15 protein-coding genes are annotated in these 15,323 nt (G+C 74.0%); 10 read left to right on the top strand and 5 right to left on the bottom strand.

What is annotated here, in order from left to right:
• Window positions 1–27: 27 nt before the first annotated feature.
• Window positions 28–1,203 (bottom strand): LLM class flavin-dependent oxidoreductase, encoded by a 1,176-nt coding sequence (locus tag QRT04_RS06120; protein ID WP_289455726.1) that lies wholly within the window; start codon window positions 1,201–1,203, stop codon window positions 28–30.
• 152 nt (window positions 1,204–1,355) lie between these two features.
• Here QRT04_RS06120 and QRT04_RS06115 point away from each other — a divergent pair, with 152 nt between their 5' ends.
• The 8 genes from QRT04_RS06115 to QRT04_RS06080 all read left to right on the top strand — a co-directional run bounded on the left by QRT04_RS06115 (window position 1,356) and on the right by QRT04_RS06080 (window position 9,462).
• Entirely contained in the window at window positions 1,356–2,423 is a 1,068-nt protein-coding gene (locus tag QRT04_RS06115) for a response regulator (RefSeq protein WP_289454276.1), read from the top strand.
• Window positions 2,420–3,385, top strand: coding sequence for an ATP-grasp domain-containing protein (locus QRT04_RS06110; RefSeq protein ID WP_289454275.1), 966 nt, complete (start codon window positions 2,420–2,422; stop codon window positions 3,383–3,385). Before QRT04_RS06115 ends, QRT04_RS06110 begins: the two co-directional genes overlap by 4 nt.
• Before the next feature lie 4 nt (window positions 3,386–3,389).
• Window positions 3,390–4,184 carry a PHP domain-containing protein gene (locus QRT04_RS06105; protein WP_289454274.1) on the top strand — a complete coding sequence of 265 codons (795 nt, stop codon included), beginning with the start codon at window positions 3,390–3,392 and terminating at the stop codon, window positions 4,182–4,184.
• Window positions 4,181–5,662 (top strand): glycosyltransferase, encoded by a 1,482-nt coding sequence (locus tag QRT04_RS06100; RefSeq protein ID WP_289454273.1) that lies wholly within the window; start codon window positions 4,181–4,183, stop codon window positions 5,660–5,662. Before QRT04_RS06105 ends, QRT04_RS06100 begins: the two co-directional genes overlap by 4 nt.
• Complete coding sequence (locus tag QRT04_RS06095) at window positions 5,659–5,820, top strand: hypothetical protein (protein WP_289454272.1); 162 nt, start codon at window positions 5,659–5,661, stop codon at window positions 5,818–5,820. The genes QRT04_RS06100 and QRT04_RS06095 overlap by 4 nt, the downstream gene beginning before the upstream one ends.
• The gene (locus QRT04_RS06090; RefSeq protein WP_289454271.1) at window positions 5,817–6,161 is read left to right on the top strand and encodes a response regulator; all 345 of its coding nucleotides are present in this window, start codon (window positions 5,817–5,819) and stop codon (window positions 6,159–6,161) included. Before QRT04_RS06095 ends, QRT04_RS06090 begins: the two co-directional genes overlap by 4 nt.
• Entirely contained in the window at window positions 6,158–7,888 is a 1,731-nt protein-coding gene (locus QRT04_RS06085) for a sensor histidine kinase (RefSeq protein WP_289454270.1), read from the top strand. Before QRT04_RS06090 ends, QRT04_RS06085 begins: the two co-directional genes overlap by 4 nt.
• A gap of 170 nt (window positions 7,889–8,058) precedes the next feature.
• On the top strand, window positions 8,059–9,462 hold the full coding sequence (locus QRT04_RS06080; protein WP_289454269.1) for an FAD-binding oxidoreductase: 1,404 nt from the start codon (window positions 8,059–8,061) through the stop codon (window positions 9,460–9,462).
• Here QRT04_RS06080 and QRT04_RS06075 read toward each other — a convergent pair.
• The 4 genes from QRT04_RS06075 to QRT04_RS06060 form a co-directional block, all read right to left on the bottom strand.
• Window positions 9,433–9,867 (bottom strand): hypothetical protein, encoded by a 435-nt coding sequence (locus QRT04_RS06075; RefSeq protein WP_289454268.1) that lies wholly within the window; start codon window positions 9,865–9,867, stop codon window positions 9,433–9,435. The two genes, QRT04_RS06080 and QRT04_RS06075, sit on opposite strands and share 30 nt — an antisense overlap.
• Before the next feature lie 37 nt (window positions 9,868–9,904).
• On the bottom strand, window positions 9,905–10,657 hold the full coding sequence (locus QRT04_RS06070; RefSeq protein ID WP_289454267.1) for a signal peptidase I: 753 nt from the start codon (window positions 10,655–10,657) through the stop codon (window positions 9,905–9,907).
• Between the two features lie 4 nt (window positions 10,658–10,661).
• Entirely contained in the window at window positions 10,662–11,411 is a 750-nt protein-coding gene (locus QRT04_RS06065; protein ID WP_289454266.1) for a TasA family protein, read from the bottom strand.
• 99 nt (window positions 11,412–11,510) lie between these two features.
• The gene (locus tag QRT04_RS06060; protein ID WP_289454265.1) at window positions 11,511–13,790 is read right to left on the bottom strand and encodes a putative bifunctional diguanylate cyclase/phosphodiesterase; all 2,280 of its coding nucleotides are present in this window, start codon (window positions 13,788–13,790) and stop codon (window positions 11,511–11,513) included.
• A gap of 228 nt (window positions 13,791–14,018) precedes the next feature.
• Between QRT04_RS06060 and msrB the strand changes: the two genes are divergently transcribed.
• Together msrB and QRT04_RS06050 are read left to right on the top strand one after the other, a co-directional pair.
• Complete coding sequence (gene msrB / locus QRT04_RS06055; RefSeq protein ID WP_289454264.1) at window positions 14,019–14,435, top strand: peptide-methionine (R)-S-oxide reductase MsrB; 417 nt, start codon at window positions 14,019–14,021, stop codon at window positions 14,433–14,435.
• 92 nt (window positions 14,436–14,527) lie between these two features.
• Window positions 14,528–15,313: an NERD domain-containing protein gene (locus QRT04_RS06050; RefSeq protein WP_289454263.1), complete on the top strand. Its 786-nt coding sequence runs from the start codon at window positions 14,528–14,530 to the stop codon at window positions 15,311–15,313.
• Window positions 15,314–15,323 lie beyond the last annotated feature (10 nt).

Genomic DNA, 15,323 nt, shown 5'->3' with positions numbered 1-15,323 from the left:
CTCTCCCTGACTCCTGTGCGTGGTCACTCAGCGGGTGGCGGCGTCGGCGGCCGCGAGGTCGTCCTCTGCCGTCTTCCCGGTCCAGTGGTCGGCCGCGGCCGGCTTCTGCTCGTGCACCTCGCCCGCGGCGCGGGCCGCGGCGACGCGCTCGGCGTGCGACGGCGGGTCGGCGGGCACGTGCGCCGGGCGGGCCTTGTCGGCCTCCGCGCGCAGCACCGGCACGACCTCGGTCGCCAGCAGGTCGATCTGCTCGAGCACGGTCTTGAGCGGCAGCCCGGCGTGGTCCAGCAGGAACAGCTGGCGCTGGTAGTCGCCGACCTGCTCACGGAACGACGCGTACCGGTCGATCACCTGCTGGGGCGACCCGACGGTCAGCGGCGTCTCGCGCGTGAAGTCCTCCATCGACGGGCCGTGCCCGTAGACGGGCGCGTTGTCGAAGTACGGGCGGAACTCGTCCCACGCCTTCTGCGAGTCCTTCCGCATGAAGACCTGGCCGCCGAGCCCGACGATCGCCTGGTCGGCCGAACCATGGCCGTAGTGCTCGAACCGCTGGCGGTAGAAGTTCACCATCGCGGCCGTGTGCTCCATGGGCCAGAAGATCGCGTTGTGCAGGAACCCGTCGCCGTAGAACGCGGCCTGCTCGGCGATCTCGGGCGAGCGGATCGAGCCGTGCCAGACGAACGGCGGCACGCCGTCGAGCGGGCGCGGCGTCGAGGTGAAGCCCTGGAGGGGCGTGCGGAACTTGCCGGTCCAGTCGACGACGTCCTCGGTCCACAGCCGGCGCAGCAGCGCGTAGTTCTCGATCGCGAGCGGGATGCCCTGGCGGATGTCCTGCCCGAACCACGGGTACACCGGTCCGGTGTTGCCGCGGCCCATCATCAGGTCCATCCGGCCGTCGGCGATCACCTGGAGCATCGCGTACTCCTCGGCGATGCGCACCGGGTCGTTCGTCGTGATGAGCGTGGTGGCGGTCGACAGCGTGATGTGCGTCGTCAGGCCCGCGAGGTAGCCGAGCATCGTGGTCGGCGACGAGGGCACGAACGGCGGGTTGTGGTGCTCGCCGGTGGCGAAGACGTCGAGGCCGGCCTCGTCGGCGTGGCGCGCGATCGTCAGGATGTTGCGCACGCGCTCGGTGTCGTCCGGCGTGTGCCCGGTGGTCGGGTCGGTGGTGACGTCGCCGACGCTGAAGATGCCGTACTGCATGGTGTCCTCGCTCTGTGCCGCCTGGCTGGGGTTCATGCGTTTGCATGTACCGACCGCTGCAACCGGGTGCCCCCGGTGGCTATTCCCGACGCGTCGAGCCGTCCCCGGGCGACCGCCGGACGCCGCCGTTAGCGTGTCCCGGGGAGGTGGGCATGACGGGGGACCAGGCCAGCGTGCTCGTCGTCGAGGACGACCGCGACACGGCGCAGTTCGTGCAGACGGTGCTCGCGCGCCGCGGCGGCATGGCCGTCACGGTGGTGCACGACCCGATGAGCGCGCTCGAGGAGGTCGGCCGCAGCACGTTCGACGTGGTGCTGACCGACATCCAGATGCCCGGCATGAGCGGGCTCGAGCTGCTCGGCGAGCTCCGCGTCCGCGCGCCGGGCGTGCCCGTCGCCGTCATGACGGCGTTCGCGAGCGTCGACTACGCGGTCGAGGCGCTGCGCCGCGACGCCGACGAGTTCCTCGTCAAGCCCGTCGCGGCGGCGACCCTGCTGGAGAAGATCCCGGCGCTCGCGGCCGTCGGCCGGCAGCGGCGCGAGGCGGCGGACGCGTCCGCCGAGGTCGTGCTGGCCGTCGGCGCCCACCCGGACGACGTCGAGATCGGCGTCGGCGCCACGCTCGCGTCGCACCGCGCGGCCGGCGACACCGTCGTGATCCTCACGCTGTCCGGCGGCGCGGTGGGCGGCGACGAGAACGAGCGGCGGCACGAGGCGCTCGCGTCGGCCGCCGTGATCGGGGCGCGGCTCTACCTCTTCGACTTCCCCGACACGCGGCTGAACCCGGCCGACGGCGTCATCACCGCCATCGAGCAGACGATCGCCGAGGTCCGTCCGACGATCGTCTACACGCACTCGGAGCACGACCGCCACCAGGACCACCGGGCCGTCCGGCAGGCCGTCGACGTGGCCGCGCGCCGCGTGCCGTCGCTCGCCTGCTACCAGAGCCCGTCGGCCACGGTCGAGTTCCGACCCGACACGTTCGTGCCGGTCGAGGGCTTCGTCGACACGAAGCTGCGCATGCTCGCGGCGTTCGCGTCGCAGTCGCACCGCGACTACATGGAGCCCGACCTCGTGCGCGCGACCGCGCGGTACTGGGCGCGGTTCGGGACCGGGCGGTACGCCGAGCCGCTCGAGGCCGTGCGGATCGCCGCGATGATCGGGAGCCGCGGCGGCATCGCCGTGGCCGAGCCGGCGGCGGAGGGGCAGGTGGAGGCATGACGCGCGTGCTCGTCACGGGGGCGGGTGGCCCGGCGGGGGTCGCCGTCATCCGCTCGCTCGCCCGCCGCGACGACGTCGAGGTGTTCGCGGCCGACATGGACCGCTGGGCGTCGGCGATCTACCTCGTCCCGCCCGAGCGCCGCCGTCTGGTACCGGCGGGCCGTGCGGACGACTTCGTGGACGTCGTCGCCGCGATGTGCCGCGACGACGCGATCGACGTGCTGTTCCCGACGGTCGACGTCGAGCTGCCGCGACTCGCCGCCCAGCGCGAGCGCCTGGCCGAGGCCGGCACCCGCCTGGCCTCGCCCGAGCTGCGCACGCTCGAGACCGCGCTCGACAAGCTGACGCTCGCCCGCGCGTGCGAGCGGACGGTCCGCGTCCCGCGCACCGAGCTGCTGGGCACGCCGCAGGCCGTGAGCGGCTGGGACTTCCCGGTGATCGTCAAGCCGCGCCGCGGAGCCGGCTCGCGCGGCGTGCGCGTCGTCATGACGCAGGTCGAGCTCGACGCGGTCCACGACGACGAGGACCTGCTGGTGCAGGAGCTCCTGCCCGGCGACGAGTTCTCGGTCGACGTGCTCGCGAACCTCGACGGCGACGTGGTGGCGGCCGTGCCCCGCGCGCGGCTGCGCGTCGACTCGGGTGTCGCGGTGGCGGGGGTCACGGTCCACGACGAGGGACTGATCGAGGCCGCGTCGGCGGTCGCGCGGGCGATCGGGCTGACGACGGTGGCCAACGTGCAGCTCAAGCGCGACGCGGCGGGGGAGCCCGCGCTGCTCGAGGTCAACCCGCGGTTCCCGGGTGCGATGCCGCTGACGATCGCGTCGGGCGTCGACATGCCGTCCCTGACCCTCGACGCGGTGCTCGGGCGGCCGATCCCAGCCCGCGTCGACTTCCGCGAGATCGCGAACGTCCGCTACCTCGAGGACGTGTTCCTGCCGGTCGACGAGATCCTCCCGGGCTGACGCGATGGCCGGACCCGCAGCGCCGTCGGGGCCCGCCGGGAGCGCGGTCCCGCTCACCGGCGACCACCACGTCCACTCGACGTTCTCCGACGACGGGACGTCGAGCCCGGCCGAGAACCTGGCCGCCGCCGTCGCCGCGGGGCTCGACACCGTGCGGTTCGTCGACCACGTGCGGATCGGCACGACGTACGTCCCCGACTTCCTCGCCGCGGTGGCCGCGCTGCCGCGCACCGAGGGCCTCACGGTCCTGACGGGCGTCGAGGCGAAGATCCTCGACGCGGCCGGCACGGTCGACGCGCCGCCCGAGGTGCTGGCGTCGCTGGGCGCGCCGGGCGGCCCGGACCGGGTCCTGCTCGCCGACCACCAGCTGCCCGGCCCCGACGGGCCGCTCTCGCCGCGGGCGGTGCTCGAGGGCGGTCTGGCGCCGGCCGACGTCGTCGAGCTGCTCGTCACCGCGACCGTCCGCGCCATGCACCGCGTCGGTCGCGCGCAGGTCGCGCACCCGTTCTCGCTGCTGCCCAAGGTGCACCTGTCCGAGGACGACGTGCCGGACGACCTGCTCGACGCGCTGGCGCAGGCGGCGGTGGCCACCGGCACGCCCGTCGAGGTCAACGAGAAGTGGCGCTGCCCCGGTCCGCGCGTCGTCGCGCGGCTGCGCGCCGCGGGCGTCGGGCTCGTGGCATCGACCGACGCCCACGCCGCCGCCGCCGTCGGGCGCTACGCGTGGCTGCGCACGGCAGGTGCCTCGACGGCTCCGGGCACGCCGGGCTCGGCAGCCCCGACGACGGACGCGCCGTGAGCGGCTGGCACGACGCACTCGTCGTCGTGCTCGTCATGCTCGTGCTCGTCGCCGTGATCCCCGTGCTGGTCGGCGTCGGGCAGTACCTCCTCGTGCCCGTGCACGCGTTCCGCAACCACCTCGGCAAGGCCGCGCCGCACCTGCCGCGCGTGGTCGTCGTGGTGCCCGCGTGGAACGAGGCCGCCGTGCTGGGGGCGTCGATCGACCGGCTCATGGCGCTCGAGTACCCGGCCGAGCGGCTGCGCGTCTACGTGGTCGACGACGCGAGCACCGACGACACCCCGACGGTGGTGGGCGGCAAGGCCGCGCAGTACCCGGGCCGGGTCGTGCACCTGCGCCGCGACCAGGGCGGCCAGGGCAAGGCGCACACCCTGAACCACGGCATCCGGCACGCGCTCGCGGACGACTGGATGGAGGCGTTGCTGATCATGGACGCCGACGTGATCTACCGGCCCGACTCGCTGCGACGCATGACGCGCCACCTGGCCGACCCGGACGTCGGCGCCGTCACCGCGTTCATCCGCGAGGGCAGCGCGCGTCCCGGGCCGGTGTCGCGGTTCATCGGCTACGAGTACGTGACGGCGCAGGCGGCGGCGCGGCGCGCGCAGAACGTGCTGGGCGCGATGGCGTGCCTCGCGGGCGGCGCCCAGCTGCACTCGCGCGCGAACCTCGAGGCCGTCGGTGGCGCGATCGACACGACGACGCTCGCCGAGGACACGTTCACCACGTTCCTCACGCAGCTCGACGGCCGGAGCGTCGTGTTCGACGGCGACGCCGTCGTGCTCGCCGAGGAGCCCGACTCGGTGCGCGCGCTGTGGAAGCAGCGCGTGCGCTGGGCCCGCGGCAACGTGCAGATCACGCGCGTGTTCCGGCACGTCTGGTTCCGGCGTCGGCGCGAGCACCGGCTCGGGTCGGTGTCGTTCGGGCTCATCTGGTTCTCGGTGTACCTGCTCCCGGTCGCGATGACGCTCGCGACGGTCGGGCTCGTGGGGCTGTACTTCGCGTCGCCGTCGACCGCGCACGACACGTTCCAGGGCCTGTGGTGGGTCGCGCTCGCCGCCTACGCGTTCGTCACGACGACGACCCTGCTGCTCGACCGCGACACGGCGCGGCGGTCCTGGTTCGAGGGGCTGCTGTTCCCGGGCGCGGGGGCGCTGCTCGTCATGCTGTCGGCCGCGCACCCCGACCTGCTGACGCGCACCGTGCCGGGCTGGTTCGGGCTCGAGCTCACCGAGTCGGGCCTGCGCGTCCTCACGCTCGCGCTGTACTCGTGGTCGGTGATCGCGATGGTCCTCGCCTTCCTCGTCCGCTGGGTCGAGGTGCTCCCGGGCGGGCGATGGCTGTCGCGACTGGGCCTCTACGTGGTGGGCTTCGGTCCGGTGCTGTGCGCGATCACGCTCGACGCGTACGTCAAGCAGTGGCGCGGCCAGGCCGCGGTCTGGGACAAGACGGAGAAGACGGGACGGGTGATGGGATGAGCACCGATGCGGACGCGCGTCACTGGGCCACGCTGACGCCCGACGCGCTCGCCGACGAGATCGCGCAGAACCGCCGCAGCGAGCGCCGGCTCGTGACGATCGCGCTCGTCGCGCTCGCCGTGACCGCGGTGCTGCTGGTGGCGCGGGGGCTGTGGTGACGCGCGTGCTGGTGGTCGACGACGAGCCCGACGAGCTCGCGCTGCTCGCGACGCACCTGCACCGCGCGGGGTGCGAGGTGGTCGAGGTGACGAGCGCGGAGGCGGCGCTCGGCGGCGACCTCGCGGTCGACGTGGCGTTCGTCGACCTCCGGCTGCCGGGCATGGGCGGCTGGGAGCTCATCACCGTCCTGCGCGAGCGGCTGCCCGGCGTCCCGGTCGTCGTGACCTCCGTGCTCGACGAGCACGACTACCCCGTCGCGGACGCGGTGCTGCCGAAGCCGTACACGAGCTCCGAGTTCCTGGCCGTTCTCGAGCGCGTCCTGCCCGGCGGCCACCCGTGACGGCACCGTCGTCCGGGTCCGTCGGCGACCTCCGCGACGAGCGGGCCGGCGGCGCGCTCCCCGGGTGGCTCGCAGCGCTGCTCGGGCCGGACGCGTCGGTCGTCTCGCGCCAGCTCCCGTTCACCGCCGTGTTCGGCCTCGGGCTCCTCGCCCTGCCGCTGCCCGGCGTCGACGTGGTGACGGCGGGGTGCGTCATCGCCGCGGCCGTCGTCGTGCTGGGCGCGCTGCTGCTGGCCCGGTTCGCCCCGTGGGACCGCTGGCCCGAGGCCGCGCAGGACGTCCTGCCCGTGCTCGAGATCGTGGCCGTCGGCTTCCTGCGCGCGGGGACCGGGAACACGGCGTCGATGTACACGTCGCTCGTGTTCATGCCCGTCGTCGCCCTCGCGTCGCAGCGCGGCAGGCGCGGGGTCGTCATCGTGGCCCTCGGCGTCATCGGCGTGATCCTGGTGCCGGTGATCTTCAACCCCGACCTGGAGCTGACGAGCGCGATCGTCGTGCGCAGCGGCTACGTCGCCCTGATCGCCGTGGTCATCGCGCTGTCGATCCATGAGGTCACCGAGCGCCTGCGCCGCCGGACCGAGGCGATCGCCGCGCTCCACGCGAACGAGCAGCGCATGCTCGAGCGCATGCGCGCGGACGCCTGGGAGCTCGCGAGCGTCGCGGCCAACCGCAAGGTCGTCCGCGACCAGCTCGTGTCCGTGATCGACTCGGCGACCGAGCAGGCGATCATCGCGGCGGACTCCGACGGGCTCGTCGAGGTGTTCAACGCCGGTGCCGAGCGGATGCTCGGGTACGCGCAGGGCGACGTCGTCGGGCACCTGCACGTCCGGGACTTCGCGCTCGCGGACGAGGCGGACTACGACGCGTACGTCGCGGCCGTCGTGGCGGGCAACGCGCCGATGCGGGACTGGACGGTCGTGCGCGCCGACGGCAGCCACACGCTCGCGCGCCTCGCCGTGACGCTGCGGTACGACGTCACGGGCGAGCCCGCGGGGTACGTGATCGTCGCGACCGACGTCACCGAGGAGCGCGAGGCGGCTCGCCTCAAGGACGAGTTCGTCAGCCTCGTGAGCCACGAGCTGCGCACGCCGCTGACGTCGGTGCTCGGCTACCTCGAGCTGATGCAGGACGGCACCGACCCGCTGACCGACGAGCAGCGCGAGTACCTCGGCATCATCGAGCGCAACGCACGGCGCCAGCTCCGGCTGGTCGGCGACCTGCTCCTGACCGCCCAGGTCGACGCCGGCACGTTCGCGATCACGCCCGCCCCGACGGACCTCGCCGACGTGGCGCGCACGGCCGTCGCGGCGGCGACGCCGAACGCCGAGGCCGCCGGGGTCGCGCTCGAGCTGGCGGTCGAGCCGGCGCCGATCCAGGGTGACGTCGGCCGGCTCGGCCAGGCCGTCGACAACCTGATCTCCAACGCGCTCAAGTTCACGCCGCGCGGCGGCACGGTCCGCGTGCGCGTCGAGGCGGTGCCCACCGGCGGCGCTCGCCTCGCGGTCGCCGACACGGGCATCGGGATCCCGCCCGACGAGCTCACGCGGCTGACGACGCGGTTCTTCCGCGCGACGACGGCCACGCGGCGCGCGATCCCTGGCGTGGGCCTCGGGCTGTCGATCACGAAGGCGGTGGTCGATGCCCACCGGGGGACGCTCGACATCACGTCGGCGGTCGGCGAGGGCACCACGTTCACGATCGACCTCCCGGCGTCCCCGACGGCCTGACGCGGCCCCGCACCGGCGCCCGCGAGCCCGCTCGCGGGCAGGTCCGCCGAAACTTCTCCGCGCCCGCACGTATCAGACGCTGACAAACCGGTCACCTTTTGCCCGTGCGCCGATCGGCGTACCGCTCAAGACGGGCACGGCAACCCCGTGCCGGACGACAAGGACGATCGATGAGCACCATCACCCTGCCCGACGTCTCCGACGACAGCCGGGCCACCGAGGCCGCCGTGCGTGCCGTGGCCGACGCCGTCCCGGGCACGTACCTCCCCGGCACCGCCGACTACCAGCGGCTGACCGGGACGTTCAACCTCACGCGGCCCGTCATGCCGCTCGCGGTCGTCGAGGCGCGCGACGCGCGCGACGTGGCGACCACCCTCCGCCTGGCCGGCGCGTTCGGCATCCGCGTCGGCGTGCAGAGCACGGGCCACGGCGCCGGCGAGTCGATGGCCGGGACGATCCTGGTCAGCACCGCGGCGCTCACCGAGCTCGAGGTGCACCCCGCCGGCCGCTGGGCCCGCGTGGGCGCGGGCGTGAAGTGGGAGGCGGTCCTCGAGGCCGCCGCGCCCCACGGGCTGGGCGGCCTGTGCGGCTCGTCGCCGGACGTCGGCGTCGTCGGCTTCCTCACCGGCGGCGGCCTCGGCCCGCTGGCGCGCACCTACGGTCTCTCGGCCGACTCGGTCCGGTCGTTCGACGTCGTCACCGGTGACGGCGAGCTCCGCCGCGCGTCGGCCGTCGAGAACCCCGACCTGTTCTGGGGGCTGCGCGGCGGCAAGGGCACGCTCGGCATCGTCACGGCGGTCGAGATCGACCTCGTGGAGCAGCCGACGGTCTACGGCGGCCAGGTGTGGTTCGACCTCGCAGACGCGTCCGCGGTGCTGCGCACGTGGGCCGTCTGGTGCACGTTGCTGCCCGAGGCCGGCACGACGTCGGTCGCCGTGATGCGGCTGCCGGACATGCCGATGGTCCCGGAGCCGCTGCGCGACCGGGCCGCGATCTGCCTCCGCTACGCGTGGACCGCAGACCCGTCCGAGGGGGAGGAGCTGCTCGCGGCAATGCGCTCGGCGGCGACGCCCTTCCTCGACACCGTCCAGGTGCTGCCGTACGCGGCGCTCGGCGCGATCCACACCGACCCCGTCGAGCCCGTGCCGGTGCACGAGGACCACGCGCTCCTCGGCGGCTTCGACCTCGCGGCGGCTGACCGGCTCGTCGAGCTCGTCGGGCCGCAGGCGCGGACCGCGCAGCTCATGGTCGAGGTCCGCCAGCTCGGTGGCGCGGTCCGCGAGGAGCGCGGCGCACCTGCGGCGTTCCCGCACCGGCACGCCGCCTTCTCGGTGTTCACGGTGGGCATCCAGATCCCCGAGACGGCCGAGATCGTGGCGCCGGACGCGCGCCGCGTGCTCGACGGCCTAACGCCGTGGGCCATCGCGGGCGGCCTGCCGAACTTCACCGCGGGCGCAGGCCCCGAGTGGGCCGACCGCGTGTTCTCGCCGGAGGGTGCGCGGCGGCTGCGCGAGCTGTCGCTGCGGTACGACCCGGACGGGACGCTACTGGTCGCTCGCGGCGTGCGCGCCTGACGGCTGCCCGCCGGGCACGCGCCCCTCGGACGCGTGCCCGGCGGACCCGTGCGCGGCACCGTGCCCGGCTCCGTGCCCGGCTCCGTGCCCCTGGCCGCGTGCGTCACCCTGGGCGGCGAGCCCGGCCAGGTTCGCGAGGCTCGCCGGCGCGGTCGTCGCGCCGTCCGTCGGCGCGGTCGAGGGCGCGTCGGTCGGGGTGTCGGTGGCGGCGTCCGTCGGGGCGTCGGTCGGACCGGCATGGAAGTCGGCCGAGGTCTGCTCGCGGTCGGTGTAGACCGCCCCGGTGTGCCCGGGGTGCGGCACGACGGCCGGGACGACGAGCGCGGCGACGCCGATCAGCAGGGCGGCGCCGAGCCGGACCCACGTGGCCCGCTCGGTGCGCGCCGCACCGGCTCCCGACGTCATGGCGCGAGCGTACGCGGGCCGGTCCTTCGGCCACTGCTCATCCGAGCAGGTACGCATCGATGCTCCGGTCCTCCGGGCGCGCCGTCGGCTTGGCGCGCCGCCGGCGACGGTCGGACGCGAGCGCCATCAGCTCGAGCGCTGCGAGCGCGACCAGCGGCGGCACGAGCATCACCGCACGTCCGCCCGGCGAGCTCGCCCAGTCGAGCACGAATCCCCAGCGGTGGTGCACGTCGAGCACCACGCCGCGCACGCGCGTGACGGGCGTCGCGTCCGGGTCGGTCGACGAGTTCGCGTCGCCCTTGGTGATGATGTACGGGTTGAGCTTCGGCCGACCCGCGGCGTCGAGGGTCGGCACGCTCTTGCCGGTGCCGTCCGCGTGCATGACGGGCAGCTTCACGAGGTGCACGATGCGGTGCGTCACGAGCCGGCTCGAGCCCACTGGCCAGAACGAGACGACCTGCCCCTCCTTGAGGTCGGACGCGTCGTCGACCGAGTGCATGACGACCGCGTCACCCGCGTCGAAGTACGGCGCCATCGAGCCCGACGTCACGACCAGCAGCCGCTCGTCGTGCACCTGGAACCACAGCGGCACGGCGAGCGAGATCCCGTACGCGAGCGCTCCCACGGCGACGACGGTCCAGAGCGCCGCCGAGACGGCCCGCCGCCACCACGGCCGCGGCGGCACGGGCGTGCGCGCCGGCCTGCCGGCACGGCGCGCACGCGGGTCGACGGTCGCCCGGGGTGCTCGTCGTTCGACGAAGGGCTCCGAGTGGCCGGGGGCTGTGGTCATCCGATCAGCTGTTGTTGGCCGTCTGCTCGGCGTAGAAGTCGAGCGTCAGGTGGGCGCCGCTGTCCTGGTACTTGTTGCCGGCGTCGATGTCCATGGTGGTGACGAAGCACAGCACCTCGGCGTCGCCCGCACCGAGCACGCGGTCGGCGGCGATCGCCCCGGCCTTGGCGTCCTGGCCCTCGGACTTGTTGCCGACCAGCGGGTTGCCCGAGCCGGCCGTGAGGGCCGGGGCCGCGCTGGTGTCGGCGGGGTAGATGCGGTCGCTGGCGGCGGGCGCGGCGCAGTCGCTCTGGCTCCCCACGGCGTACACCGACAGGTGCAGCACGTCGGTGAGGTCGCCGCCGATCTCGGTGCCCGTGCCGGCGTCGTCCGGCAGGCCGGTCGTGCCCGACATCTCGACGCCGGTGTCGATGCCCGCGGCCGCCGGGTCGTTGGACGCGCTGTACTCGACCGCGTAGCGGAGGTTGAGGCTGCCCGCGTTCTTCACGTCGATCGCCGAGTACGTGGTGTCGCCCGGCAGCATGTTGCCCGCCGTGGTCGTGAATTTCAGCTGGCCAGTCGTCAGGTCGACCGTGCCGGTCTTGAAGCCGTCGTCGGTCTGCTCGCGGTCGGTGAAGAGCGCGCCCGTGGTGAGCGACGTGATGCCGACGATCGCCAGGCCCACGATCGCGATGGTCGCGATCAGTCGGCGCCGCCGCGGCCGGTCACCCGGCTCGGGGGTCGGGTCGATCATCTCCTGCAGCAGGTCGTCCATCACGGTGCTGCCTCCTCCGGGTGGCTCTCGAGCCGAGAGACCCCGGCATGACGTCGTGAATCGGCACGAAGCGGTGCGACCTGAAGAGTGTGCACCGGATCAGCCTTGCGGTGGGTCGCTCCGGCGGCGACGCGCCGGGCCGGGTGCAGACCGGCGGCCGCGGTCGTCGGCCCGCCTGACCTGCGGCTTCCCGTTCGTGGCGGCCGGCGGGCCGTCCGCCGGTGCGCGCAGCGGGTCGGCGGGTGAATCCGGTCCGTGGTCCGGTTCGTCCAGCTCGACGGCGAGATCGGTGCCGACCGCGGGGGCGACGGCGACCGCGGTCGCGCCGGTCGAGCGCCGGGCCGGGGAGCCGCGACGCGGCTGCGGGACGTTGCGCGTCGGCCGCACCTCGTCGGCCGGCAGCGCCGCGGCGTACAGGAAGCCCTGCGCCTCGTCGACGCCGAGCCGGCGCAGGATGTCGGCCGTCGGCCGGTCCTCGACGCCCTCGGCGATCACGCGGAGCTCGAACGAGTGCGCGAGGTCGACCATGGCCTGGACGACGACCTCGGAGCTGTCGCGGCCGCCCTCGGCGAGGTCGGCGACGAACAGCCGGTCGATCTTCAGCGCGTCGACCGGCAGGTCACGCAGCTGGGAGATCGACGTGTTGCCGATGCCGAAGTCGTCGATCGCGACGCGCACGCCGAGCTCGCCGAGCCGCTCGAGCACGGGCACGACGCGGGAGCGGTCCGCCACGAGCGCGGTCTCGGTGATCTCGACCTCGAGCAGCTCCGCCGGGACGCCGTGCTGCGCGAGCAGCTCCTCGATCACGTCCACCACGGTGGCGGTCGCGACGTCGTGCGCCGAGAGGTTGACGGCCACGGGAGCCGCGCTGCCCTGCTCGCGCCACCGCGCGAGCTGCCCGACGCACTCGCGCAGCGCGAACTTCGTGACGTCGTGGATGAGACCCGACTGCTCGGCGAGCGTGATGAACGTGCCGGGCATGAGCATGCCGCGCGTGGGGTGGTTCCAGCGCATGAGCGCCTCGTGGCCGACGGTCCGGCCCGTCTCGAGGTCGATCTTCGGCTGGTAGTGCAGCGCGAGCTGCGGCGGCTCGTCGGGCCCGAGGTCGAGCGCCCGGTGCAGGTCGCCGAGCAGCACGAGGCGCGACGGCGACGAGTCGTCCTCGTCGGCCGAGTACACCGCGATGCCCGTGCGGTGGTGCTTCGCGGCGTACATGGCGACGTCGGCCATCCGCATGAGCGACGACGCGTCGGACGCGTGGTCCGGCAGGCACGCGACGCCGATCGACGTGTCGACGTGCAGCGGCATCTCGCCGAGCGTGAACGGCGGCACGAACAGCGTGCGCACCCGCTCGGCGAGCCGCGCGGCGTTCTGCACCGTCCGCACGTCGGGCAGCAGGATCGCGAACTCGTCGCCGCCGAGGCGGGCCACGATGTCGTCCTCGCGCAGCGCGCTCCGCAGCCGTGCGGCGACCTGCTCGAGCAGCTCGTCGCCGCGGTCGTGGCCGAGCGAGTCGTTGATGTCCTTGAACCGGTCGATGTCGAGCAGCACGAGACCGACGCTCGTGCCGTCGGCCTCGGCCTCCTCGATCGCGTGCCGCATCCGGTCGTTGAGCAGCCGGCGGTTCGGCAGGCCCGTCAGCGAGTCGAGCAGCGCGAGCCGCGCGTTCTCCATCGCGGTGGCCTGCAGGCGGTTCGACGTCGTGCGCACCGCGCGGAACAGCAGGAGCCAGAGCAGCAGCAGCCCGCCGCCCACGACGAGCGCGACCGTGCGGACCGCGTGCTGCAGCGCGTTCGCCGACTCCTCGTGGTCGAGCATCACCTCGGCCACGCCGATCACCGTGTCGGGCCCGAGGCCGCTGTCGGGCTGCGCACCGGCGGTGTCGCGCACCCGCACCGGAACGTAGACGTCGAGCACCTCGCGCTGCGTGCCGCGCGCCCCCGACTGCGGGCTCTTCACGCCGCGCACGTCGGTGATCACGCGCGCCTCGGGCTCGCCCGTGCGCTTGACCGCGTCGAACCGCGCTCCGTCCGGGAAGCCCGTCGTCGCGTCGTCGTTGCCCGAGTACATGAGCAGGCCGTCGGTGTTCCAGAGGCGCAGGTCGACGAGGCGCGACGAGAACCGCGACGTCGAGTCGCGCACCGCGTCGGTCTGCTCGGGCGTGAGGACCTCGGTGCCGAACGCCTCGGCGGGCAGCGGGCCGACCGCGAACGACTGCACGGACGTCGCCGACGACGTGCCGTCGCGCAGCGACTGCTGCCCCATGACGCTCGACGCGACCCAGATGAGGGCGGCCCCGAGCGCGAGCATCGCGACGACGCTGACCACGACGAAGTAGCGCGTCGGGGACCACCGGCGGCGGCTGCGGGCTGCTGGCACGCGGGTCCTCACGGGGTGCTCGGCGGTGCTGTCGAGGCGACGTGCCGTGCGGCGCGTGCGGATCGAGGGTAGGACGCCGACCCCTGCGCAAGCGACATTCCAGGTCAGAGCGACGCCCGGCGCGTCGGGAACGGGTCGGACGTGTCGAGTGTTGGAACGGTCGCCGTGCCCCGGGCGCGCGGGCCGTCGCCCGTCCCCGCGGCACGCATCGAGACGAAGGAGGGCCTCATGGCCTACGAGGTGACGAAGTCCGACGAGCAGTGGGCGCTCGAGCTGGAGCCGCGCGAGTTCGCCGTGCTCCGGAAGGCCGGCACGGAGCGGCCGTGGACGGGTGCGCTGCTGGACGAGAAGCGCGTCGGCGTCTACCGCTGTCGCGCGTGCGGCAACGAGCTGTTCCGCTCGGACACCAAGTTCGACTCGCACTGCGGGTGGCCGAGCTTCTTCTCGCCGCTCGCGGGCGACCGCGTCGAGCTCCTGACCGACCGGACCCTGGGCATGGTGCGCACCGAGGTCCGGTGCGCGCGCTGCGGGTCCCACCTGGGTCACGTCTTCGACGACGCGCCCCAGACGCCGACCGGCGACCGCTACTGCATGAACTCGGTCAGCCTGTCGTTCGAGCCTGACGAGGGATCTGCGGGCGCCTGACCAGGAGTTCGGTCCCGCCGGGGTGAACCCGCCCCGGCGGGACGCGTCCGGATGGTCGACACCGCTGAAGTCACCGCGCCGCGGTGCCGATAATGCCTCACGTGGAGGAGGTCCTGACTGTTCGTCGCTGGCGGCGCTACGGCGCCGACCGCCTCTTCGTCACGCAAGGGACCGGGGCGCGCGTCGGCTCGGTCGACCTGCAGTCCGGCGAGGTCGTCGTCGAGGACCCCGAGCTCGAGGGGAGCCTGCGCAAGGCCGCGCAGGAGTTCCTCCGCAACGACGTCACCGAGCTCGTGCTTCCGGTGCCCGGGCCCGGTGCCGCGCTGTCCCAGGAGGACGAGGCCGCGCTGCGCGGCTGGCTCGGGGCGCCCGACGAGGGCCCGGACGAGCTCGCGCTGCGCCGCGAGCGCGGCAGCACGGTCCGCGCGCGGCTCGACCGGCTGACGGACGAGGACTGGCACGTGCTGCACGGCGTGCCGCTCGGCCGTCAGGGCAACCGGGTCGCGCACCTGCTCATCGGCCCGGCCGGCATCTACACCGTCACCGAGCGGTTCCACGCCGGCCAGCACGTCGTCGTCGAGGGCCGCGCGATGTCCGTCGACGGCCTGCCCGCCACGTACTTGCGCGACGCGCGCCTCGAGGCCGAGCGCGTCCAGGGCATGCTGCTGGCCGCGGCGTGCGCGGGCGCGAGCGTGCGTGCGGTGATCGTCGTGCACGGCGAGCTGGAGCTCCGCGGGCCGGTCCGCTCCGAGGACGCGCTCGTCGTCCAGCGGCACGACGTCCCCGCGCTGTTCCGGCTGCTGCCGCCGCGGCTGGGGGGTGACCGCGCCAAGGCGATCGCGCAGGTGGCGCGGCGTCGGGCGACTTGGGGCCTCTGACCGATCTGTC

This window comes from Cellulomonas alba (assembly GCF_030362835.1).
In the GTDB taxonomy this organism is placed as follows: domain Bacteria; phylum Actinomycetota; class Actinomycetes; order Actinomycetales; family Cellulomonadaceae; genus Cellulomonas; species Cellulomonas alba.
The sequence above is the reverse complement of the archived record's forward strand: the minus strand, read 5'-3'. Positions and strand labels throughout refer to the sequence as shown.

Coding starts and splice junctions, on each gene's coding strand:
- QRT04_RS06095 (WP_289454272.1), top strand. CDS start 5,659: ATGAGCACCGATGCGGACGCGCGTCACTGGGCCACGCTGACGCCCGAC.
- QRT04_RS06050 (WP_289454263.1), top strand. CDS start 14,528: ATGCCTCACGTGGAGGAGGTCCTGACTGTTCGTCGCTGGCGGCGCTAC.
- QRT04_RS06105 (WP_289454274.1), top strand. CDS start 3,390: ATGGCCGGACCCGCAGCGCCGTCGGGGCCCGCCGGGAGCGCGGTCCCG.
- msrB (WP_289454264.1), top strand. CDS start 14,019: ATGGCCTACGAGGTGACGAAGTCCGACGAGCAGTGGGCGCTCGAGCTG.
- QRT04_RS06070 (WP_289454267.1), bottom strand. CDS start 10,657: ATGACCACAGCCCCCGGCCACTCGGAGCCCTTCGTCGAACGACGAGCA.
- QRT04_RS06065 (WP_289454266.1), bottom strand. CDS start 11,411: ATGGACGACCTGCTGCAGGAGATGATCGACCCGACCCCCGAGCCGGGT.
- QRT04_RS06110 (WP_289454275.1), top strand. CDS start 2,420: ATGACGCGCGTGCTCGTCACGGGGGCGGGTGGCCCGGCGGGGGTCGCC.
- QRT04_RS06075 (WP_289454268.1), bottom strand. CDS start 9,867: ATGACGTCGGGAGCCGGTGCGGCGCGCACCGAGCGGGCCACGTGGGTC.
- QRT04_RS06080 (WP_289454269.1), top strand. CDS start 8,059: ATGAGCACCATCACCCTGCCCGACGTCTCCGACGACAGCCGGGCCACC.
- QRT04_RS06120 (WP_289455726.1), bottom strand. CDS start 1,203: ATGCAGTACGGCATCTTCAGCGTCGGCGACGTCACCACCGACCCGACC.
- QRT04_RS06115 (WP_289454276.1), top strand. CDS start 1,356: ATGACGGGGGACCAGGCCAGCGTGCTCGTCGTCGAGGACGACCGCGAC.